The sequence below is a fragment of the Mycolicibacterium chlorophenolicum genome, assembly GCF_001044235.1.
Taxonomy (GTDB): Bacteria; Actinomycetota; Actinomycetes; order Mycobacteriales; family Mycobacteriaceae; genus Mycobacterium; species Mycobacterium chlorophenolicum.
Genome location: NZ_JYNL01000064.1, coordinates 1028998 through 1048999, shown reverse-complemented (window position 1 = coordinate 1048999; position 20002 = coordinate 1028998). Strand labels below are relative to the sequence as shown.

Annotated in this window: 17 protein-coding genes and 1 pseudogene; 13 read left to right on the top strand and 5 right to left on the bottom strand. The window is 69.3% G+C overall.

The window, feature by feature from the left end:
- The first annotated feature begins 11 nt into the window (after positions 1-11).
- The 3 genes from hisN to MCHLDSM_RS27220 all read left to right on the top strand — a co-directional run bounded on the left by hisN (position 12) and on the right by MCHLDSM_RS27220 (position 3585).
- On the top strand, positions 12-800 hold the full coding sequence (hisN, locus tag MCHLDSM_RS27230; protein WP_048472795.1) for a histidinol-phosphatase: 789 nt from the start codon (positions 12-14) through the stop codon (positions 798-800).
- Between the two features lie 158 nt (positions 801-958).
- Entirely contained in the window at positions 959-2341 is a 1383-nt protein-coding gene (locus MCHLDSM_RS27225; RefSeq protein WP_048472794.1) for an acyl-CoA dehydrogenase family protein, read from the top strand.
- 32 nt (positions 2342-2373) lie between these two features.
- Positions 2374-3585 carry an acyl-CoA dehydrogenase family protein gene (locus MCHLDSM_RS27220; protein WP_048417443.1) on the top strand — a complete coding sequence of 404 codons (1212 nt, stop codon included), beginning with the start codon at positions 2374-2376 and terminating at the stop codon, positions 3583-3585.
- A gap of 1 nt (position 3586) precedes the next feature.
- Here the strand turns inward: MCHLDSM_RS27220 and MCHLDSM_RS27215 are convergent, their stop codons facing one another.
- From MCHLDSM_RS27215 to MCHLDSM_RS27200, 5 genes are all read right to left on the bottom strand, one after another.
- Positions 3587-4810: a glycosyltransferase gene (locus tag MCHLDSM_RS27215; RefSeq protein ID WP_048472793.1), complete on the bottom strand. Its 1224-nt coding sequence runs from the start codon at positions 4808-4810 to the stop codon at positions 3587-3589.
- A 2-nt stretch (positions 4811-4812) separates the two neighbouring features.
- The gene (locus MCHLDSM_RS39845) at positions 4813-5691 is read right to left on the bottom strand and encodes a hypothetical protein (protein ID WP_053083095.1); all 879 of its coding nucleotides are present in this window, start codon (positions 5689-5691) and stop codon (positions 4813-4815) included.
- Between the two features lie 23 nt (positions 5692-5714).
- The gene (locus tag MCHLDSM_RS27210) at positions 5715-7820 is read right to left on the bottom strand and encodes an adenylate/guanylate cyclase domain-containing protein (protein WP_060937638.1); all 2106 of its coding nucleotides are present in this window, start codon (positions 7818-7820) and stop codon (positions 5715-5717) included.
- Between the two features lie 183 nt (positions 7821-8003).
- The gene (locus MCHLDSM_RS27205) at positions 8004-9002 is read right to left on the bottom strand and encodes an MDR family oxidoreductase (RefSeq protein WP_048473026.1); all 999 of its coding nucleotides are present in this window, start codon (positions 9000-9002) and stop codon (positions 8004-8006) included.
- Between the two features lie 88 nt (positions 9003-9090).
- On the bottom strand, positions 9091-10068 hold the full coding sequence (locus tag MCHLDSM_RS27200; protein ID WP_048472792.1) for an esterase family protein: 978 nt from the start codon (positions 10066-10068) through the stop codon (positions 9091-9093).
- Positions 10069-10444: 376 nt separating this feature from the next.
- Here MCHLDSM_RS27200 and MCHLDSM_RS27195 point away from each other — a divergent pair, with 376 nt between their 5' ends.
- The 10 genes and pseudogenes from MCHLDSM_RS27195 (at position 10445) to MCHLDSM_RS27150 (ending at position 19990) form a co-directional block, all read left to right on the top strand.
- Complete coding sequence (locus tag MCHLDSM_RS27195; RefSeq protein WP_048472791.1) at positions 10445-11008, top strand: TetR/AcrR family transcriptional regulator; 564 nt, start codon at positions 10445-10447, stop codon at positions 11006-11008.
- A 38-nt stretch (positions 11009-11046) separates the two neighbouring features.
- Positions 11047-12215 (top strand): annotated as a pseudogene (locus tag MCHLDSM_RS27190) (acyl-CoA dehydrogenase family protein).
- Positions 12216-12234: 19 nt separating this feature from the next.
- A complete protein-coding gene (locus tag MCHLDSM_RS27185) occupies positions 12235-12624 on the top strand; it encodes a nitroreductase/quinone reductase family protein (RefSeq protein WP_048472790.1) in 390 nt (129 codons plus the stop codon).
- A gap of 83 nt (positions 12625-12707) precedes the next feature.
- Entirely contained in the window at positions 12708-13811 is a 1104-nt protein-coding gene (locus MCHLDSM_RS27180; protein WP_048472789.1) for a homogentisate 1,2-dioxygenase, read from the top strand.
- Positions 13811-14992 (top strand): alpha/beta hydrolase family protein, encoded by a 1182-nt coding sequence (locus MCHLDSM_RS27175; RefSeq protein ID WP_048472788.1) that lies wholly within the window; start codon positions 13811-13813, stop codon positions 14990-14992. The genes MCHLDSM_RS27180 and MCHLDSM_RS27175 overlap by 1 nt, the downstream gene beginning before the upstream one ends.
- Positions 14989-16230: a CaiB/BaiF CoA transferase family protein gene (locus tag MCHLDSM_RS27170; protein ID WP_048472787.1), complete on the top strand. Its 1242-nt coding sequence runs from the start codon at positions 14989-14991 to the stop codon at positions 16228-16230. The genes MCHLDSM_RS27175 and MCHLDSM_RS27170 overlap by 4 nt, the downstream gene beginning before the upstream one ends.
- Positions 16227-17132 carry a hydroxymethylglutaryl-CoA lyase gene (locus MCHLDSM_RS27165; RefSeq protein WP_048472786.1) on the top strand — a complete coding sequence of 302 codons (906 nt, stop codon included), beginning with the start codon at positions 16227-16229 and terminating at the stop codon, positions 17130-17132. The genes MCHLDSM_RS27170 and MCHLDSM_RS27165 overlap by 4 nt, the downstream gene beginning before the upstream one ends.
- Positions 17133-17139: 7 nt before the next feature.
- The gene (locus MCHLDSM_RS27160) at positions 17140-17769 is read left to right on the top strand and encodes a TetR/AcrR family transcriptional regulator (RefSeq protein WP_048472785.1); all 630 of its coding nucleotides are present in this window, start codon (positions 17140-17142) and stop codon (positions 17767-17769) included.
- Positions 17770-17792: 23 nt separating this feature from the next.
- Positions 17793-19031 (top strand): acyl-CoA dehydrogenase family protein, encoded by a 1239-nt coding sequence (locus MCHLDSM_RS27155; protein ID WP_048472784.1) that lies wholly within the window; start codon positions 17793-17795, stop codon positions 19029-19031.
- A gap of 2 nt (positions 19032-19033) precedes the next feature.
- Positions 19034-19990, top strand: coding sequence for a phosphotransferase family protein (locus MCHLDSM_RS27150; protein ID WP_048473025.1), 957 nt, complete (start codon positions 19034-19036; stop codon positions 19988-19990).
- Positions 19991-20002 lie beyond the last annotated feature (12 nt).

Sequence of the window (20002 nt, the reverse complement as noted above, 5' to 3'; positions counted from 1 at the left end):
GGACGGCACCTATGAGCACCGACTTCCCCGATGTCGCCGACGACCTCGCCCTGGCCCTCACGCTGGCCGAGGAGGCCGATGCGCTGACGATGCAGCGTTTCGGCGCCGTGGACCTGCGCGTGGAGACCAAACCCGACATGACCCCGGCCACCGACGCCGACCTCGATGCCGAGACGATGCTGCGCAACCGGCTCGCCGAGCATCGCCCGGCGGATTCGGTGTTCGGCGAAGAGTTCGGGGGGACAAAGGAATTCACCGGCCGTCAGTGGGTGGTCGATCCGATCGACGGCACCAAGAACTTCGTCCGCGGCGTGCCGGTGTGGGCGACGCTGATCGCCCTGCTCGTCGACGGCGTCCCCACGGTCGGCGTCGTCAGCGCGCCCGCCCTGGCGCGGCGGTGGTGGGCCGGCAGCGGTCAGGGCGCGTTCAGTTCGTTTGCCGGCACGCCCCGCCGGATCTCGGTCTCGGCCGTCACCGACCTCGGTGCGGCCAGCCTGTCGTACTCCGACCTGACCACCGGGTGGGACGCGGCGCGCCCGACGTTCCTCGAACTCACGGACACGGTGTGGCGGGTGCGCGGATACGGCGATTTCTGGTCGTACTGCCTGGTCGCCGAGGGCGCGGTCGACGTCGCCGTGGAGCCGGAGGTCAAGCTGTGGGACCTGGCACCGCTCGACATCCTGGTGCGCGAGGCCGGCGGCCGCTTCACCGATCTCGCCGCGCAACCGGGCCCCCACGGCGGGAGCGCGGTGGCCACCAACGGTCTGCTCCACGACGCGGTGCTCGCCGCACTTCGGTGACGCTTCGGGACTTTGCCGCACGCCCCGGCGACCGGTCGGCGATGATGTGAGGTGCGCAACAGATCGGCGGACCTTACTCAATAGTCAGTTCCGATACCTTACTCTGGAGTCAGTTGCGCATCTGCGTTTCTCCGACACCACCTGAGGGCAGCCGACCAATGACGAACACCCTGCCGTCCAAGCGATCCGGCCACGAGAGTGGAGTCGGTCTGCACAAGCACAAGCGGTCCGCGACCGACATCGGAATCGCGCTGCTCACGCCCCTGCTGGGGCAGGAGTTCCTGGACAAGTACAACTTGCGGGACCCGCTCAACCGGGGTCTGAAGTACGGCGTGAAGCAGGTGTTCTCCGCCGCGGGCGCCTCGACGCGTCAGTTCAAGCGAGTCCAGGCTCTCGGCAAGCCGGCGACCCGCCTGAAGGCCAGCGGCTCCGACTACTTCGATCTGACGCCCGACGACGACCAGAAGATGATCGTGCAGACCGTCGAGGAGTTCGCCGAGGAGATCCTGCGGCCGGCCGCCCATGACGCCGACGCCGCCGCGACGTATCCCCCTGACCTGATCGCCAAGGCCGCCGAACTGGGCGTCACGGCGATCAACATCCCGGAGGACTTCGACGGCATCGCCGAACACCGGGGCACGGTCACCAACGCGCTCGTCGCGGAGGCCCTGGCCTACGGCGACATGGGTCTGGCTCTGCCGATCCTCGCGCCCGGCGGCGTCGCGTCGGCGCTGACCCACTGGGGCAGCGCTGATCAGCAGGCGACGTACCTGCCGGAGTTCGCCGGCGAGAACGTGCCGCAGGCGTGTGTCGCGATCGCCGAGCCGCACCCGCTGTTCGACCCGACGGCACTGAAGACCACCGCGGTGCGGACCCCGAGCGGGTACCGGCTGGACGGGGTCAAGTCGCTGGTGCCCGCGGCGGCCGACGCCGAGGTGTTCATCATCGCCGCGCAGCTCAACGGGAAGCCGACGCTGTTCGTGGTCGAGTCGTCCGCGGCCGGGCTCACGGTCACCCCCGATCCGAGCATGGGTATCCGCGCGGCCGCGCTGGGCCGGGTGGAACTCGACAAGGTCACCGTGCCGCTCGGCGCGCGGCTGGGCGGAGATGTCGCCGAGGCCGAACACGACCGCAACTACTCCGAGGCGATCGCGCTGTCCCGGCTGGGCTGGGCCGCTCTGGCGGTCGGCACCTCGCACGCGGTCCTCGATTACGTCGTTCCCTACGTCAAGGAGCGCGAGGCGTTCGGCGAGCCGATCGCACACCGGCAGTCGGTGGCGTTCATGTGCGCCAACATCGCGATCGAGCTCGACGGTCTGCGGCTGATCACGTGGCGCGGCGCCGCGCGCGCCGAGCAGGGACTGTCGTTCGCACGCGAGGCCGCGCTCGCCAAGAAGCTGGGCACCGACAAGGGCATGCAGATCGGCCTCGACGGCGTGCAGCTGCTCGGCGGCCACGGCTACACCAAGGAACACCCGGTCGAACGCTGGTACCGCGACCTGCGGGCTCTCGGCGTCGCCGAGGGTGTCGTCGTTCTCTGACAAGCAGCCTCCTCTAGGAAAGCGGGACGATCATGGCGATCAATCTGGAAATGCCGAAGAAGCTGCAGGCGGTCATCGAGAAAGGCCACCAGGGTGCGGCCGAGATGCTGCGGCCGATCTCGCGCAAGTACGACCTGCGCGAGCACGACTACCCGGTCGAGCTCGACACGCTGGCCACCCTCTTCGAGGGCATCTCGGAGGCGAACACGATCTCGTTCGCAGGCGCCGAGGCCTTCCAGCGCGACGAGAACGGGCCCAAGGGAAACATCAACGGCGCCAACATGTCTGCGCTCCTCAACGCCCTCGAGGTGAGCTGGGGTGACGTCGCACTGCTGCTGTCGGTGCCCTACCAGGGTCTCGGCAACGCCGCGATCTCGAGCGTGGCCTCGCCCGAGCAGCTCGAGCGGCTCGGCAAGGTGTGGGCCGCGATGGCCATCACCGAGCCGGGCTTCGGCTCGGATTCCGCGGCGGTGTCGACCACCGCCGTGCTCGACGGCGACGAGTACGTCATCAACGGCGAGAAGATCTACGTGACCGCCGGGTCCCGCGCCACCCACATCGTCGTGTGGGCGACGCTGGACAAGACCAAGGGCCGCGCGGCGATCAAGTCGTTCATCGTGCCGCGCGATCATCCCGGCGTCACGGTGGAGCGGCTGGAGAACAAACTCGGCATCAAGGCCTCCGACACCGCCGCGATCCGCTTCGACAACGCCCGCATCCCCAAGGAGAACCTGCTCGGGAGCCCCGAGATCCAGGTGGACAAGGGATTCGCGGGGGTGATGGAGACCTTCGACAACACCCGGCCGATCGTCGCGGCGATGGCCGTCGGCGTGGCCCGCGCCGCGCTGGAGGAACTGCGCAAGATCCTCACCGAGGCCGGCATCGAGATCTCCTACGACAAGCCGGCGCATGCGCAGAGCGCGGCCGCCGCGGAGTTCCTGCGGATGGAGGCCGACTGGGAGGCGGGCTATCTGTTGACGGTGCGTTCGGCCTGGCAGGCCGACAACAAGATCCCGAACTCCAAAGAGGCGTCGATGGGCAAGGCCAAGGCCGCCCGGGTCGGCACCGACATCACCCTCAAGGCGGTCGAGATGGCCGGTACCACCGGCTATTCCGAGCAGACCCTGCTCGAGAAGTGGGCCCGTGACTCGAAGATCCTCGACATCTTCGAGGGCACCCAGCAGATCCAACAGCTCGTGGTCGCCCGCCGCCTGCTCGGCCTGTCCTCGGCCGAACTGAAGTAGCTCATCGCTCCATCAGCTGCTCGAAGAGGTCCGCGCCGCGGGCGACGCCTCCGGTGGCGCGGAACCCCTCGGCGACCCTGGCGGCGCCGGGTCCCATCGTCATCGCCTCGTGGATCGCGCGGCGCAGCCGAGGCACGGACAACCGCCGTGCCGGAAGCCGCGTTCCACAGCCGGCGACCTCGGCCCGTCGCGCTACCTCGAACTGGTCCCGTCCGTAAGGAACCACACAGACCGGGACGCCCCGGGCCAGCGCGCGTTGGGTGCCTCCCATCCCCCCGTGGGTGACGGCGCACACCGCGCGGGCCAGAACCAGATCGTGGTCGACGAACCGGCGGATCGTCACGTGGGGGCGGTCGGTGACGTCGTCGGGAGTTCCGGCGGGCAGCGTGGCCACCACGTGGACCGGATCGTCGGCCAGCGCGGCAGCGGCAGCGCTCACGAGGTCCGCGTCGTTCTGCCGCTCCGACGAGGTCGTCACCAGGACGATGGGCCGGTCGATCGACGAGAGCCACTCCGGTGGTTCGCCCGCCACCGGCTCGGGAATGCAGGGCCCGATCATGTGCACGTTCGATCCCCAGTCAGCCGTGTACTGGAACGGGGCGCCGGTTGCGAGAAACAGCAGCGGTGCGCGACGCAAGAAGTCGTCGAGTGATGCGACGGGCGAGGCGCCCAACGGCGCGCGAATCGCGTTGATCGCTGCGACCGCCGGCCGTTGCAGAGGCCGGTTGATCGCAGCGCGGACCACGGCGTCGCGCCACCGGCCGAGGATGCCCCGCACGGGACGAAGCCCCAGTCCGAACGGGGGAACGCCCTCGACGTCGAGCGCCGGCGTGTAGGGCGAGAAGCTTGCCCACGGTAGGTCCGCGGCATCGGCGGCTGTCTGCGCTCCCCAGCAGTTGACGTCGACCAGCAAGCCGTCGGGCGCGACTTCGGCGATCGCGGCGCGGAGGTCGCCCACCTCGAAGGGCGCGCGGCGGCTGAAGGCCGACACCGACAGCCGCAGTGCTGATACGGGGTTGGTCGCCCTCCAGTCGTCCATCTCGACTTCTTCGATGCGGGGATCGATGGGCGCGGTCGAGAATCCCTGCACCACAGCAGCTTCGACACCGTCCGCCAGGGTGCGGAGGTGGATCTGGTGTCCGCGCGCCATGAGCTCGGCCAGCAGTGCGCTCATCGGGAGCAGGTGCCCCAGGGCGGGCGACGTGTACGCGAGGACGGTGGCCATCGTCAACCCTGTCCGGTGAGTTCAGCGCGGCTGTCCGCACGGGCGTCAGACCGGTTCTGCAGCGCGAGGATTCGATGTGCCCACGCGTCCATCGCCGCAGTGCCCGGGCTCCGGCGCCACCAGAGCGAGAGCACCTCCTCGACCTCCTGCACATCACCGGGACCGCGCCGTTCCAGGAGCAGTTCGCACAGCGACGCTGCCGGACAACCGAAGTGCACGAACGGTGCGTCGTGAACGTGCAATCGCACCAGCCCCCGCAGTCCGTCGATCGCCTCGTCACGTCGACCCGTCCGCGCCTCCTCCAGTGCGAGCTGCGACCTGATGATGGCGACCGCGAATTGCTGCAGGCGGTGCGCGGCGATCCCTGCTTCGGCTCGCCGCAGCAGTTCGACGGCCTCCCCGCGATGGTCGCCCGGCGTGTGCATGAGCAGGGTGCCGAGCGTCCACTGTGCAGCGATCACGCCGAATCGGTCACCGAACGACTCTGCCCGCCCGAGCGCACGCCGCGCCTCGTCGACCAGGTCGTCCGCGACGTGCAATCCCATTCCGGCCAGAATGCCCCAGTAGAGGAGGATGGCCGAGAAGATGACCGGGGGCATCGCCCGCGCAAGATCTGTGGCTGTTCGGAGGTGGGAGATGCCGATCGCGTGGTCCCCCAGACATATCTCGGACAGACCCCTGATCGCGAAGGCCACCGCCCGGTCGACCGACGGCGGCTCCAGCTCGAGTGCCAGACTCCGCTCGATCACCGCGATGGTTTCGGCGAATTCGCAATTGGCCCACCGCGCGAAAGCCAGTGAGGTGTAGATGATCTCCATCTCGGCCGCAGGGGCGTCATCCAGGCTGTCGACAAGCAGGGCCAACTCAGTGGCCAAGGGCATGGCGTCACGAACTCGGCTGCTGTTCACGATGAGGTCATGATGCGCCCCGCCATCGCCAAAGCCAGCGACGTGCGGTCGTCCACACAGGCGGTGAGCTCCCGTAGTTCCCGGAATCGCCGCTCGTTGGCCGGGTCCGCACCGACGAACAGTTCGGTCGACACCAGCATCGCGCGCGGTGCGATGCGCAGAGCGACGATCTCGTCACTGCCGGCGGGAAGCTGATCAGCCAGTCGCACAGCACTTTCCCACTGTTGGCGCGCCGCGGACATGTCGCGCATCCGCAGCCACTCGGCGGCACGCAGATGCCAGCGGCATGCGGCCTTCAGTTCACCTGCGGCTTCGAGATGCGTCGCGATCATGGCGGCGCTCTCATCCTGGGCGCCGCGAGCTTCGATGGCGCTGGCGAGCTGACGATGGGCCCGCGCGCGATGGGTACTCATCTGGGATTCGTAGGCCACCGTGCGAACGAGCGGGTGCCGGAAGCAGTACCGCTGCCTCGGGGTGAATTCGGTCTGATCGATCAGTTCCGTGGCGACCAGCTCGGCGAGCTGCGCCGCGAGCCCGCTGGATGTCAGCACTTCGAGGGTGTCCCTGTCGAAGCGGGTGCCGATCACCGCTGCCGCATTGAGCACCTCTTTGGCAGCGGGCTCCAGACGGTCGATGCGCGCGGCGAGCACGGCCTGCACGGTCACCGGCACACCGATGTCGCCGATGTCGCCGGCATCTCGGGCGAGCCGGTAGTCGCCCCGGCCGCCCGCCAGCACCCCTCGGCCGGCCAGATCGCGCACGATCTCCTCGACGAAGTACGGATTACCCCCGGCTGCACCGGCGATGCGCGTCGCGAGCAACCGCACCGCGTCGTCGCGGCCGAGCAGATTGAGCGCGAGGTCGACCGTCAGCGATTCGTCGAGTGGCTCCAGCGTCATGGTGAGGTGCCCGTGCCGCCGCAGCACGCCCCGGTACTCCGGTCGGTGGGTGACCACGAGGATCGCCGACGTCGGGTTCGGCCCGGCGACGAAGTCCGCGAGCACTGCCTCACTGGCGGCATCCACCCAGTGCACGTCTTCGATGACGATGACCACCCGACCGGCACGTCGCCGGACGAACCGTCTCATCGTCTCCGCCAGACGGTGTCGCCGGCCGTCGGCGCCGACGTGCAGCGCCGGCCAGGTCCCATCGGTCAGACCCATGGCCTCGAAGAGGATCTGCGCGTCTGTGGAGCGCATCGGCAGTTGCTCCAGCACCCGTGCCCGCGCGTCGTCACCGCCGAGACCGTCGACGCCGAACATCGCCCGGAGCGCCCGGGACAACGCGCGGAATGCGACGGGCATCGAATGCGCATCGCAGCCCGTCAGGGTCACTGCCACGCCGGCGTTCATCGCTCGCCGAGCGAACTCCTCGATCAGACGGCTCTTGCCGACCCCGGGTGAGCCGGCCACGGCGACCAGATGCGACTCACCGCCGTTGTCGACCACGGCGGCCAATCGGCGGAGTTCGGCTTCGCGGCCCACGATGGCGGCCTCGTTGCGGCCCATCACCATCCGCCCGGCTTCGACCCCGAGAAGCTCGCGGGCGCTCACCGGGTCGACAGCGCCCTTGACACGCACGTGGACCACCGGACCCATGCGGGTCGCGCCCCGCACCAGATCGGCCGTGGCGGCCGAGCAGAGAACCCCACCGGGCGCTGCCGCCGCTTCCATGCGCTGAGCCATGCCGACGGCGTGGCCCGTCGCGGTGTAACGGCCTGGGCCCGAGCCGATCTCACCGACCACCACGGAACCGGAGTTCAGTCCGACCCGCAGGGTCAGACCGACACCATCACGGCGCACGATCTCCGCCGAGAGTGCCCCGGCCACCGATTGGATCTCCAATGCGGCGATACAGGCCCGCAGCGCATGGTCCTCGAGCGCCAGTGGTGCGCCGAACAACGCCATCAGCCCGTCGCCGGTGAAGGCACAGGTGGTGCCCTGGTAGCGCTGCACGACGGCCGCGCAGCGATTGAACAGCTCGTTCATGATCTCGCGGAGCCGTTCGGGGTCGAGATCGGCGGCGAGCCGCATGGACCCGACCACATCGGCGAACAGCACCGTCACGAGCTTGCGCTCACCCGACACCGACGCGACGCGCACAGGCGATCCACAGACGTCGCAGAATCGCGAACGGGCCCGCAGGTCGTTGCCGCACGACCCGCACGAAGCGACTGTCTCGACTTCCGGCCCGGTCATCCCCCGTCTTCCCCGCTACCCCGGTACCGATCATGATCGCGCGCCGAGCGGGCGGACGTGTCGCAACGAGAGAAATTGCCGTCCGGGTCAGAACCCGTCGTGCACGACCACCCGGGTCCTGCCGGTGACCCCGCCGCCGATGATCGTCTTGAGCACGTCGTCGACGCGCAGCACCGGAACATCGCGGGTGATGCGGGCCAGATGGCGCGGCGCCAGATCAGACTCGAGCTGCGCCCAGACCTCGCGGCGCCGGTCGATGGGCAGCAGCACCGAGTCGATCCCGGCCAGGGTCACGCCGCGCAGGATGAACGGCATGACCGTCGCCGGCAGGTCGGGAGATCCGGCCAGACCCGAAATCGCAGCAACGCCACCATATTTCATGGTGCTCAACGCATAGGCCAGCGTGGTGCCGCCGACACAGTCCACGACTGCCGCCCAGTGCGCCTTGCCCAGCGGACGCACCTTCTCGTCCGGACCGGGCACCCGGTCGATCACCTCGGCGGCGCCGAGATCACGCAGCAGATCGCGCGACTCCGCCTTGCCGGTGGAGGCCACGACCTCATAGCCCAGCCCGGCGAGCAGGTCGACGCTGACGCTGCCCACTCCCCCCGTCGCGCCGGTGACCAGGACGGGACCGTCACCCGGTTCGACGCCGTGATCGCGGAGCGCGGCGACGCTCATGGCCGCGGTGAACCCGGCCGTCCCGATGGCCGCGGCGTCCGCGGTGCTCAGCGAGGTGAGCTTGACCAGATAGTCCGCGGGGTATCGGGCGGTCTGGGCGTAACCGCCGTGCCGGCCGGTGCCGATGTCCTGCCCGTGCGCGATGACCGCATCCCCCACCGAGAAGTCCGCGGACGCGCTCGAGGTCACCGTTCCGGCGACGTCGATGCCCGGGATCAACGGGTACGACCGGGCCACCCCGCCCCTCGGTGTGACGGCGAGGGCGTCCTTGTAGTTGACGCTGGAGTACTCGACGCGGATCTGGACGTCGCCCTCGGGGAGGAACGATTCGTCCACCACTTCGTGGCGCAGCACGATGCCGCCCTCGCCGTCCTCGTGCGCCACCATCGCGTTGATCTCGGTCATGACCGCCACAGTAACCAGCGGCCCGGGACACGAAGAAGCCCCCGGCGGCAACGGGGCCGGGGGCTTCGTCGAATGCTGTGCCGGGTGACTACCCGACGAGGTGGGAGATGAGATCCGGCTTCATCGCCTGGAGCTCACGTCCCCAGTACGCCCAGTTGTGCGTGCCGTTGTTCGGGAAGTTGAACACCCCGTTGTTGCCACCGGCGGCGACGTAGTTGTCCTGGAACGTCCGGTTGGTCTTGATGGTCAGGCCCTCGAGGAACGTGGCCGGCAGGTCGCCGCCGCCCAGTTCGTTGGGCTGACCGTTACCGCAGTACACCCAGATACGGGTGCCGTTGGCGACCAGGTTCGGGATCTGCACCATCGGGTCGTTGTACTTCCAGGCCGGATCGGTCTCGGCCGGGCCCCACATGTCGTTGGCCTTGTAGCCGCCGGCGTCACCCATCGAGATGTTGATCAGGAACGGCCACCAGCCCTCGGAGGGGTTCAGGAAGCCCGACATCGAACCGGCGTACGGGAACTGGGCCGGGTGGTGGGCGGCCAGCACCAGCGAGGCGCTACCGGCCATCGACAGGCCGACTGCGGCGCTGCCCGTGGGCTTGACCTGGCGCTCGGAGGAGAGGAAGTTCGGGAGCTCCTGGGTCAGGAAGGTCTCCCAGTTGTAGGTCAGGCAGCCCGCCTTGCCGCAGGCCGGCTTGTACCAGTTGGAGTAGAAGCTCGACTGGCCACCGACAGGCATCACGACGGAGATGCCGGAGTCCAGGTACCACTCGAACGCCTGGGTGTTGATGTCCCAGCCGTTGAAGTCGTCCTGGGCGCGCAGGCCGTCGAGCAGGTAGAGCGCCGGCGAGTTCGGGCCGCCGCTCTGGAACTGCACCTTGATGTCGCGGCCCATCGACGGCGACGGCACCATCAGGTACTCGACCGGCAGGCCGGGACGGGAGAAGGCCCCGGCGGTCGCCGTGTTGCCGGTCAGGCCGATGACGCCAGGCAGCAAAATCGCGGCGAACGCGGCCATGCCGAGGCGGCGCGCCCAAGGCCCACGAATCCTGTCAAGAAGTCTCATACGGTCAATTCCATCCATCTTCGGTGTACCGCCCGAGGCGGTTCGTCCTGCGTTTCCCGAGCGGTCGCCGACACCACAGCGATGTCTTCACCGCACTGTGACGCCACCCCGAAAAAGACGGTCCGACGATGGGGTGGGCCGAGAAAAGGTTCAGTTGTAGCGGTTGCAGTAAAACATGTGGCACCCACGGGACAAAGCCCGGCCACGGCAAACACCGCCAAATACGGCCGCTTCGCGATTCTGACGCCGGCGACAAACGCCGCCTCCGCGAGCGGCAAAGCACTGGCCCGTACGGTGAACCCTGCATTAGTACCGGAGTGGGCGCCTCGCCCGCAGTGACCGCCATCACAGTTGCCGAAATCAGTAGGCTCCGCTGATGACCAAGGGCGCGACCGGGTCTCGCAGACTGTCCGTCGACGACTGGATCGACGCCGGTTTCACCCTGCTCGCCGACGCCGGCATCGAGGCGCTCAAGCTGGACCGGCTCTGCGGTCACCTCGGCGTCACCAAGGGCAGCTTCTACTGGCATTTCGCCGACATGACCGCGTATCGCACTGCCCTCGCCCGGGCCTGGGCCGAGTTGCGGGACCACGACCGCAGCGGATTCGGCGAGCTGTCGGGTCTGCCGCCGCGGGAGCGACTGGCCACGATGATGGCCACACTGCGCGCCGAGCGCCAGCGCGCCCTGGAACGGGCCATGCGCGAGTGGGCACGCACCGACCCCGCCGTGGCCGACAGCGTGCGCGCCGCCGACCACACGGTGGTGGCAGCGGTGCGCACGGCCTTCCAGGACGCCGGCTTCGACCCTGACGAGGCGGACATGCGGGCCCATGCGACGTTCGCGGCGGGTGTCGGTTTCCTGCATCTCTCCGATGCCCCGGCCGACGCCCGGCTGGCCGCCCAGCAGGAACGCTTCCTCGACGTCATGCTGGCGCGCTGACCCGCCTTCCATACCAAAAGGTATGGTAGCGTCGCGCCATGTCCTCGACCGTCGCTGCCGACGCGCCTGTCAGCCCTGCATTCGTCGCGCGACTCTCCGAACGTGCGGGCGCGGCGGAACGGCTTCGCTGCCTGCCCGCGGACACCCTGGCCGAGGCCACCGCGTCGGGCTTCTTCGATCTCCTGGTGCCGACACGGTTCGGGGGTGTGCAGGCGCCGTTCCCCGCGATCCTCGACCCCGTCCGGCGCATGGCGCACGGCTGCGCCTCGAGCGCCTGGACGCTGGGGTTCTACGCCCTGCACAACTGGATGCTCGCGCTCTTCGGCGAGCAGGCTCAACAGGAGGCGTTTCTCACCCGTCCGTTCCTCGCGCCGGCGCCGCTCGCCCCGACCGGGCAGGGCGTCGGCTGCGACGGCGGGATACGGCTCACCGGTCGGTGGTCCTGGGCCACCGGGGTGATGCACGGCAACTGGATCATCGTCGGGGCGCTCTGCGAGTCCGGCGCGGACTCCCTGCGACCGATGCTCGCGCTGCTGCCCCTCGACGCCGTGCGCATCGAGGACGTCTGGCACACCGACGGCATGCGCGCCACCGGCTCCAACGACGTGGTGATCGAGGACGTGTTCGTCCCGGCGCATCGGCTGGTCGCCGTGTCGGACATCTACACCGGCGCATCGCCCGGCGCGGCCGTCCACGACGGGCACACCTACCGCTGGCCCATGGTGCCCGCGCTGGCGCTGCTCGCGGCCATGCCGGCGCTCGGCAGCGCCGAGCGCGCTGTCGAGATCTACGTCGACCGGCTCTCGCAGCGCTACCTCGCCTACGAGGGCGTCCTGCAGAAGGACAAGCCGATGGCGGCGATCCGCCTCGGCGAGGCGTCCGTGCGGCTGCGCGCCCTGCGCGCCCTGCTGTCCGACACGGTGGACGGCATCGAGGAGATCGTGAGCGCCGGGGATCCCGTGAGCCGCACGGTCCGCGGCCAGGCGCGTCTGGCGGCGGCGCACATCGTTGCCGAATCGCGCGCGGTGTCGGCGACCTGCTGGCGTCGTCGGGCGCCAGTGCCCACTTCGTGGACCATCCGCTGCAGCGCATCAAGCGCGATGTCGACGTCATCGCCGGCCACGTGGTGTTCGATTACGACACCAGCCGCGAGCTCGCCGGCGCGCTGAGCCTGGGCATCGCGATCCCTCGCACCGCGATGGTGTGAGGCCGGCAGGGAGGTTCCGATGGCAGAGACGCTGCGCGACACCGTCACCACGTTCTTTCAGCGCACCCTCGCCAACCCGGTGATGCGGCGCATGCCCTTCCAGACGCTGCTGGAGACGACGGGCCGCACGTCCGGTGTACCGCGACGGACCCCGGTGGGCGGCAGACGGATCGGCGATCAGTTCTGGTTCGTCTCCGAGTTCGGCGACCGGTCGCAGTACGTCCGCAACATCACGGCGGATCCGCACGTGCGCGTGCGGCTGAACGGCCGGTGGCACCGCGGCACGGCGCACCTGCTGCCCGACGACGATCCGCACGAGCGCATGCGGACTCTCCCCCGCTTCAACAACCTCGGGGTCCGCACGTTCGGCACGCATCTGCTGACCATCAGGGTCGACCTGACCGACTGAGCCTCCGCCGCGGGGCCCGGGGCCATTGACCGTCCGCCGACATAAAAGTAATGTCAGTTTCACTTTCCTGGGAGGAGCACGGCATGGAATCGTTTGTCCATCTTCGAAAAGGCAAGTATCCGAAGCGGATTCACGCCGATCTCGACGGACTCAAGGACGACGAACTCGGGCGCGGCGGTTTCACAGGGCGGACCGCGAACCTCTACCGGCGCCACGATCCCACGGCGTACCGGTCGGTCGGGCCGCTGCGTCCGCTCGACGTCCTGGCCGGCGAGCTCAAACCCAGCGACGCCGGGGACGCCTTCGGCGCTCCCCTGCTGATGTTCTCGAACTCCGACTGCCAGGTGCTGCTGTCCCGGCGCGCCCAGGAGATGCCGTTCTTCGTCCGGTACATCGACGGGGATCTGCTGTGCTTCGTGCACGAGGGGACCGGACTGCTCGAGACCGAGTTCGGGCCGCTGCGTTACCGACAGGGCGACTGGGTGTACCTGCCGAAGGCGTGCACGTGGCGCCACGTCCCGGACGGTCCGTGCACGTGGCTGATGATCCAGGCCACCGACGAGTTCCGCGTGCCGCCGCCGGGGCAACTGGGCCGGCACTTCCCGTTCGACCCCTCGCAGGCGGTGATCCCCGACCCGGCGCCGTGTGACGACGACGGCCGCGACAGCTACGAGGTGCGCCTGATGCACTCCCCGATCGACGGGGTCGGGACGACGACGCTCTACTACGAGCACCACCCGCTCGACGTCGAAGGCTGGCGGGGCGACAACTTCCCCTTCACGTTCAACATCGCCGACTACAACGTGGTGACGTCGAACAGCGTGCACCTGCCGCCGACGGTGCATCTGTTCATGCAGGCCACCGGCGTGTACGTGATGAACTTCCTGCCCAAGCCGGCCGAGGGCGTGCCCGGCACCGAGCGCACCCCGTGGTACCACCGCAACGTCGATTTCGACGAGATCGCGTTCTTCCACGGCGGTTCGCTCTACGGCATCCCGATGCCACCCGGCCTGATCTCCCACGCCCCGCAGGGCGTGCACCACGGTGCGCCGGAGAAGGCGCGCGAGCGGGCCCGCCGCAAGTTCGACGACTACCAGTCGGTCGACTGGCAGGTGATCGCGGTGGACACCCGTGAGCGGTTGGTGCCCTCGGCGGAGGTACTGGCCAGCGACCTCGGGCAGCACTAGTGCCGACACCCGCCAAGCACGAATACGAGCGCATCCCGTATCTCGTTGCCTACCAGAACAACTCGGCGGTCCGCGACGTCTACGGCGGCGTCGCCGAGCTCGTGGTGCTGGAGAGCTATCTGCTCGAGCCCAGGGACAGGCCGTCGGACACCGTGCTGGTCTTCATGCACCCCATCGGCGGCGGGGCGTACCTGCCGATGATCAACGCGCTGGCGCGCGCGGGTCACCACGTCATCTACTGCAACAGCCGGTTCCGCGGCACCGACTCGGCGCTGCTGATGGAGAAGGTCGTCGAGGACCTCGGCGAGTGCATCAAGGACGCGAAGAACCGGCTGGGCTATCGGAAGGTGGTCCTCGCGGGCTGGAGCGGCGGTGGATCGCTGTCGGCGTTCTATCAGCAGCAGGCCCAAAACCCGACTGTCACGTCCAGTCCGTCCGGCGACGGACCCGATCTCACGACGCTGGGCCTGATCCCTGCCGACGGCATCATGCTGCTGGCCGCGCACATCAGCAGGCACGGCACCATGACCGAATGGCTGGACGCGTCCATCCTGGACGAGACCGACCCCACCCGCCGCGACCCCGAGCTGGATCTGTACGACCCCGACAACCCGAACCAACCGCCCTACACGCCGGAATTCCTCGAGCGCTACCGGCAGGAACAGATCGCGCGCAACCGCCGTATCACCGCGTGGGTCAAGGAGAAGCTCGCCGAGCTGAAGGCGGCCGGCCGCGGCGATGATGAGTTCGCGTTCGTCGTACACGGCACCATGGCCGACCCCCGGTGGCTCGATCCGACGGTCGATCCCAACGAACGCACACCGGGAACCTGCTATCTGGGCGATCCTGCAGTGGTGAACATGAGCCCGGTGGGTCTCGCCCGCTTCTGCACGCTGCGCAGCTGGCTGTCCCAGTGGAGTTACGACGACGCGCACGCCGACGCGGTGAAGTGCGGACCCGACCTCGCGGTGCCCGCGCTGGTGATCGGCAACCTGGCCGACGACGCCTGCACACCCAGCCACACCCGCAGGATCTTCGAGGCGATCGGGCATGCGGACAAGGAGATGCACGAGATCCCCGGCGCGAACCACTACTACGCCGGGCCCGACCAACGCGACAAACTGCGCGAGGCGGTCGGCATCGTGACCGATTGGCTCCAGCGGCACGGGTTTTCGGCATGACGTTCGGCGGGCAGGAGCGAAGCGACCGGGGAATCGCCTGCGCCGGTCCGCTGGACGGCGTCCGGGTGATCGAAGTCGGCACGCTGATCTCCGGTCCGTTCGCCGGCAGGTTGCTCGGCGACATGGGAGCCGAGGTGATCAAGGTCGAGCCCCCCGGCGCGCCAGACCCGCTGCGCACCTGGGGCCAGGCCGAGCTCGACGGCCACCACTTCTTCTGGACCGTGCACGCCCGCAACAAGAAAGCCGTCACGCTGAACCTGCGGGTGCCTGCCGGCCGTGCTCTGTTCCTCGAACTCGTCGAGCGCAGCGACATCATCGTGGAGAACTTCCGCCCGGGCACGCTGGAGAAGTGGGGCCTGGGCTACGACGTTCTGCGCGAACACAATCGGGGCATCATCCTGGTGCGGGTGTCGGGCTACGGCCAGACGGGTCCGGAGGCGCACAAGGCCGGTTACGCCTCGGTGGCCGAGGCGGCGAGCGGGCTGCGGCACATGAACGGTTTCCCGGGTGGCCCTCCCCCACGCCTGGCGCTGTCTCTGGGCGACAGCCTGGCCGGGATGTTCGCCGCGCAGGGGGCGCTGGCCGCGCTGTACCGCCGCACGGTGACCGGTGAGGGCCAGGTCGTCGACGCCGCGCTCACCGAATCCTGCCTGGCCGTGCAGGAATCGACGATCCCGGACTACGACGTGGGCGGGATCGTGCGCGGCCCCTCGGGGACCCGGCTCGAGGGCATCGCCCCGTCGAACATCTATCCGACCGCCGACGGCAGCTGGGTGGTGATCGCCGCCAACCAGGACACCGTGTTCCGGCGGCTCTGCCAGGCGATGGGCCGACCGGAGCTGGCCACCGACGAGCGGTTCGCCGATCACGTTGCGCGGGGCCGCAATCAGGACGAACTCGACGCGATCATCGGCGCGTGGGCGGCCGACCGGCAGCCGGCCGACATCATCGCGACACTGTCGGACGCCGGGGTGATCAGCGGTCCGATCAACACTGTCGCCGAGGTCGTCGAGGATCCGCAGCTGCAGGCACGCGGCATGATCGCCGACCACTGGGACGACCGGATCGGCCGCAACGTCAAGGGTCCCGGCGTGGTCCCGGTGCTGTCGCAGACCCCGGGGACGATCCGCAGCGCCGGACCGTCGCGACCCGGCCAGCACAACGACGAGATCTACCGGGACCTGCTCGGTCATTCCGACGACGAGCTCGACGCATGGCAGGCGGAGGGGGTGCTGTGAGCGACTCACCGGTCCACGTCGACATCCGCGACGTGTCACTGCGCGACGGACTGCAGATCGAGGCGCCGATCCCGTTGTCGGCCAAGCTCGACCTGCTCGGGGCCGTCGCCGCCACCGGCGTGCGGGAGATGGAGGCGACGGCCTTCGTCTCGCCGTCGAAGGTGCCCGCTCTCGCCGACGCCGCCGAATTGGCCGCCGAGCTGCACCGCTTCCCGGGCATCGAGTTCTCGGCGCTGGTGGCCAGCCCCAACGGCGCCCGCCGCGCGATCGCTGCGGGCCTGCGCTCGATCGAATACGTGGTGTCGGCCGCCGACGGGCACAGCCGGGCCAACGTCGGCCGCTCGTCCGCCGACGCGGCCGCATTGATCCCCGAGATCGTCGCGATCGCCCACGACGGCGACGTCGCGGTGGAGGTGATCGTCGCGACGGCCTGGGACTGTCCGTTCGACGGGCCGACGCCGCCGCACCGTGTGGTCGACATCGTCACCGCGGCCGTCGACGCCGGGGCCGACCGGCTCGCGATCGCGGACACCATCGGCACCACCACCCCCCGCCGGGTCACCGAACTCGTCGCCCTCGTGCGGCCGAGGGTCGGCGACCTCCCGCTGGGCGCGCACTTCCACAACACCCGCGGAGCCGGGCTGGCCAGCGCCTACGCCGCTGTCCAGGCGGGGGTGACGCGCCTCGACGCGTCGATCGGCGGGCTGGGCGGATGTCCCTTCGCGCCCGGCGCCAGCGGCAACATCGCCACCGAGGACCTGGTGTATCTGCTGCGCGACTGCGGTGTCGACGTCGACGTGGATCTCGACGCCGCCGTCGCCGCCGCCCGCGTCGCCCAGGACGCGGTCGGCCACGACCTGCCCAGCGCTCTGCTGCGCTCGGGCGACCGGAAACGGGACTAGCCGCGCCGTGCCGCCCGAATCGTCGGAACTCAGCGCGAAGGGCCGTCAGACCCGGCTCGCCATCGAGCAGGCCGCCCGGAAGTTGTTCGCCGAACGCGGTTTTCACGGCACTACCCTGGGTGACATCACCTCGGCCGCGGGGCGGTCCACGGCGGCGTTCTACCGGTACTTCGCCGACAAGGAGGATCTGCTCGCCGCCCTTGCGCAGTCCTTCCTGCACGACGTGGTGGCCCCGTCGGGTCTGCGGCTGCAGCTGCCCGACTCTCCCGACGACGACGCGTTCTTCACCACGGTGGTCACCGGCTACTGGACGATGTTCAAGCAGAACATCGGGATCATGATCGCGGTCGCCCAGCTCGCCGCCACCCAACCGCGCTTCGCCGCCGTCCAGAACGAGTTCCGTCGCTTCGGCGTCGACATCGTCGCCGCCTCGGTCCGCCGCGCCCAGGATCAGGGGTTCGCCGCGGACCTCGACCCCGAGCCCACCGCGGCGGCAATCGCGTTGCTGTTCGAGAACTTCACCACGGTGTTCGTCGGCACCGCGGGCGCCGGGATGGGGATGAACATCGAGATCGACGACGGCGACGCGATCGTCACGCTGTCGCGGATCTGGAAGAAGACGCTGTACGGGTACTGACGGAGCACATCAAGGAGATCACCGTGGATTTCAGCCTCCCCGAACACCTTCCGGGGCTTCTCGCCGAGATGGACGCCTTCATCGAGGCCGAGATCAAACCCCTGGAGCGGGAGCACATCCAGTACTTCGATCAGCGTCGCGAGTACGCGCGCACCGATTGGGAGAACGGCGGGGTGCCGCGCCGGGAGTGGGAGGATCTGCTCGGCGAGATGCGCCGCCGGGCCGACGCCGCGGGCTGGTTGCGCTACGGCCTCCCGTCGCAGTTCGGCGGGCGCGACGGCTCCAACATCGACATGGCCGTCATCCGGGAGCACCTGGCGCACAAGGGTCTCGGCCTGCACAACGATCTGCAGGACGAGTCCTCGATCGTCGGCAACTTCCCGCAGGTCATCATGATGGACAGGTTCGGCACCGACGAGCAGAAGCGGGACTGGACCGAGGCCCTGATCACCGGTGAGCGCTCGATGGCGTTCGGGTTGACCGAACCCAACCACGGGTCGGACGCGACCTGGCTGGAGACCACCGCGGTCCGCGACGGGGACGACTGGGTGATCAACGGCGGCAAACGCTGGAACACCGGCGTGCACCGCGCCACCCACGACCTGATCTTCGCCCGCACCTCGGGCGAGGCCGGCCAGGCCCGCGGGATCACCGCGTTCCTGGTGCCCACCGACGCGCCCGGCTTCTCGGTGCCGTACTACTGGTGGACGTTCAACATGCCGACCGATCACGGCGAGGTCGTCCTCGACAACGTGCGGGTGCCCGCCGACGCGGTGCTCGGGGAGGTCGGGCGCGGGCTGGAGGTCGGTCAGACGTTCCTGCACGAGAACAGGATTCGACAGGCTGCGAGCAGCCTGGGCGCCGGCCAGTACTGCATCGACCGGGCCGTCGACTACGCGAACCGGCGGTCGGTGTTCGGTAAGCCGCTGGCGGTCAATCAGGCGGTGCAGTGGCCGCTGGTGGAGCTGCAGACCGAGGCGCAGATGGTGCGGCTGCTGGTGTACTACGCGGCCAGCCAGCTCGACGCGAACCACCACATGGAGGTCTCCGACAAGGTGTCGATGGCCAACTACCGCGCCAACCGGCTGGTGTGCGAGGCCGCCGACCGCGCGATGCAGGTACACGGTGGCGTCGGCTACAGCAGGCACGAGCCGTTCGAGCACATCTATCGGCACCACCGCCGGTACCGGATCACCGAGGGCGCCGAGGAGATCCAGATCCGCCGTGTCGCCCAGCGCCTGTTCGGGTTCGGCCGGAAGTGAGCCTGGAGCATCGGCTCGAAGAGGTGCTGCAGCCGGTCCTCGGCGCCGTGGCGGTCGAGAACCTGCAGCGGTTGACCGGCGGCGCGAGCCGCACGACGTGGGCGTTCGAGGCGGTGGCCGGGGAGCGGCGCGCGCTGATCCTGCGCACCGGCGCACCGGACGACATCCATGCCGGCATGGAACTCGAGGCGCAGGTGCAGCGGCGTGCGGCCGCCGCCGGGGCGCCGGTCCCCCACATCGTGACCGCCAGCGATTCCCCTGCCGCGCTGGGCAATCCGTATCTGATCTGCGACGCGATCCCGGGCGACACCATCGTGCGACGCATCTTCCGGGGCCTCGACGACGCCGGCCGGGCGCGGCTGCTGCGCCAGTGCGCCGAGGCGCTGGCCGCGGTGCACCGGGCCACTGTCGACGGTGTCGGGCTGACCACTCCCGACGACCTCGCCGGGTGGCGCGCCCGGCTCGACGAGATCGGTGACACCACAGCCACGTTCGAATGGACGTTCCGCCGGCTGGCCGACGAGCGTCCGGATCCGTCCCCGATGGTGCTGGTGCACGGCGACTTCCGGATGGGCAACCTGATCGTCGACCAGTCCGGTCTGGCGGCCGTGCTGGACTGGGAGCTGACGCACATCGGTGAGCGTTACGAGGACCTGGCCTGGTTCTGCATCCGAGCGTGGCGGTTCGGCGCGCCCGAGATGCTCGGCGCCGGCGGACTCGGCAGCGTCGAGACGTTTCTGCGTACCTACGAGGAGGCGGCCGGCGTCGACGTCGACCGGTCGGTGTTCCGGTGGTGGTTGACGGTCGCCACGCTGCGGTGGGGGGTGATCTGCCGGCACCAGGCCGAGCGGCACCTGTCGGGCGAGACACCGTCGGTCGAACTCGCCGCGATCGGGCGGCGGGTCAGCGAGACGGAGTGGGATCTGCTCGATCTGCTATCGGGGAAGGGGCCGCGGTGATGAGCGCTCGCG

Excerpts from the sequence above, each read along its gene's own strand:
- hisN (WP_048472795.1), top strand. The coding sequence starts at position 12 with ATGAGCACCGACTTCCCCGATGTCGCCGACGACCTCGCCCTGGCCCTC.
- MCHLDSM_RS27225 (WP_048472794.1), top strand. The coding sequence starts at position 959 with ATGACGAACACCCTGCCGTCCAAGCGATCCGGCCACGAGAGTGGAGTC.
- MCHLDSM_RS27220 (WP_048417443.1), top strand. The coding sequence starts at position 2,374 with ATGGCGATCAATCTGGAAATGCCGAAGAAGCTGCAGGCGGTCATCGAG.
- MCHLDSM_RS27215 (WP_048472793.1), bottom strand. The coding sequence starts at position 4,810 with ATGGCCACCGTCCTCGCGTACACGTCGCCCGCCCTGGGGCACCTGCTC.
- MCHLDSM_RS39845 (WP_053083095.1), bottom strand. The coding sequence starts at position 5,691 with ATGCCCTTGGCCACTGAGTTGGCCCTGCTTGTCGACAGCCTGGATGAC.
- MCHLDSM_RS27205 (WP_048473026.1), bottom strand. The coding sequence starts at position 9,002 with ATGACCGAGATCAACGCGATGGTGGCGCACGAGGACGGCGAGGGCGGC.
- MCHLDSM_RS27200 (WP_048472792.1), bottom strand. The coding sequence starts at position 10,068 with ATGAGACTTCTTGACAGGATTCGTGGGCCTTGGGCGCGCCGCCTCGGC.
- MCHLDSM_RS27195 (WP_048472791.1), top strand. The coding sequence starts at position 10,445 with ATGACCAAGGGCGCGACCGGGTCTCGCAGACTGTCCGTCGACGACTGG.
- MCHLDSM_RS27185 (WP_048472790.1), top strand. The coding sequence starts at position 12,235 with ATGGCAGAGACGCTGCGCGACACCGTCACCACGTTCTTTCAGCGCACC.
- MCHLDSM_RS27180 (WP_048472789.1), top strand. The coding sequence starts at position 12,708 with ATGGAATCGTTTGTCCATCTTCGAAAAGGCAAGTATCCGAAGCGGATT.
- MCHLDSM_RS27170 (WP_048472787.1), top strand. The coding sequence starts at position 14,989 with ATGACGTTCGGCGGGCAGGAGCGAAGCGACCGGGGAATCGCCTGCGCC.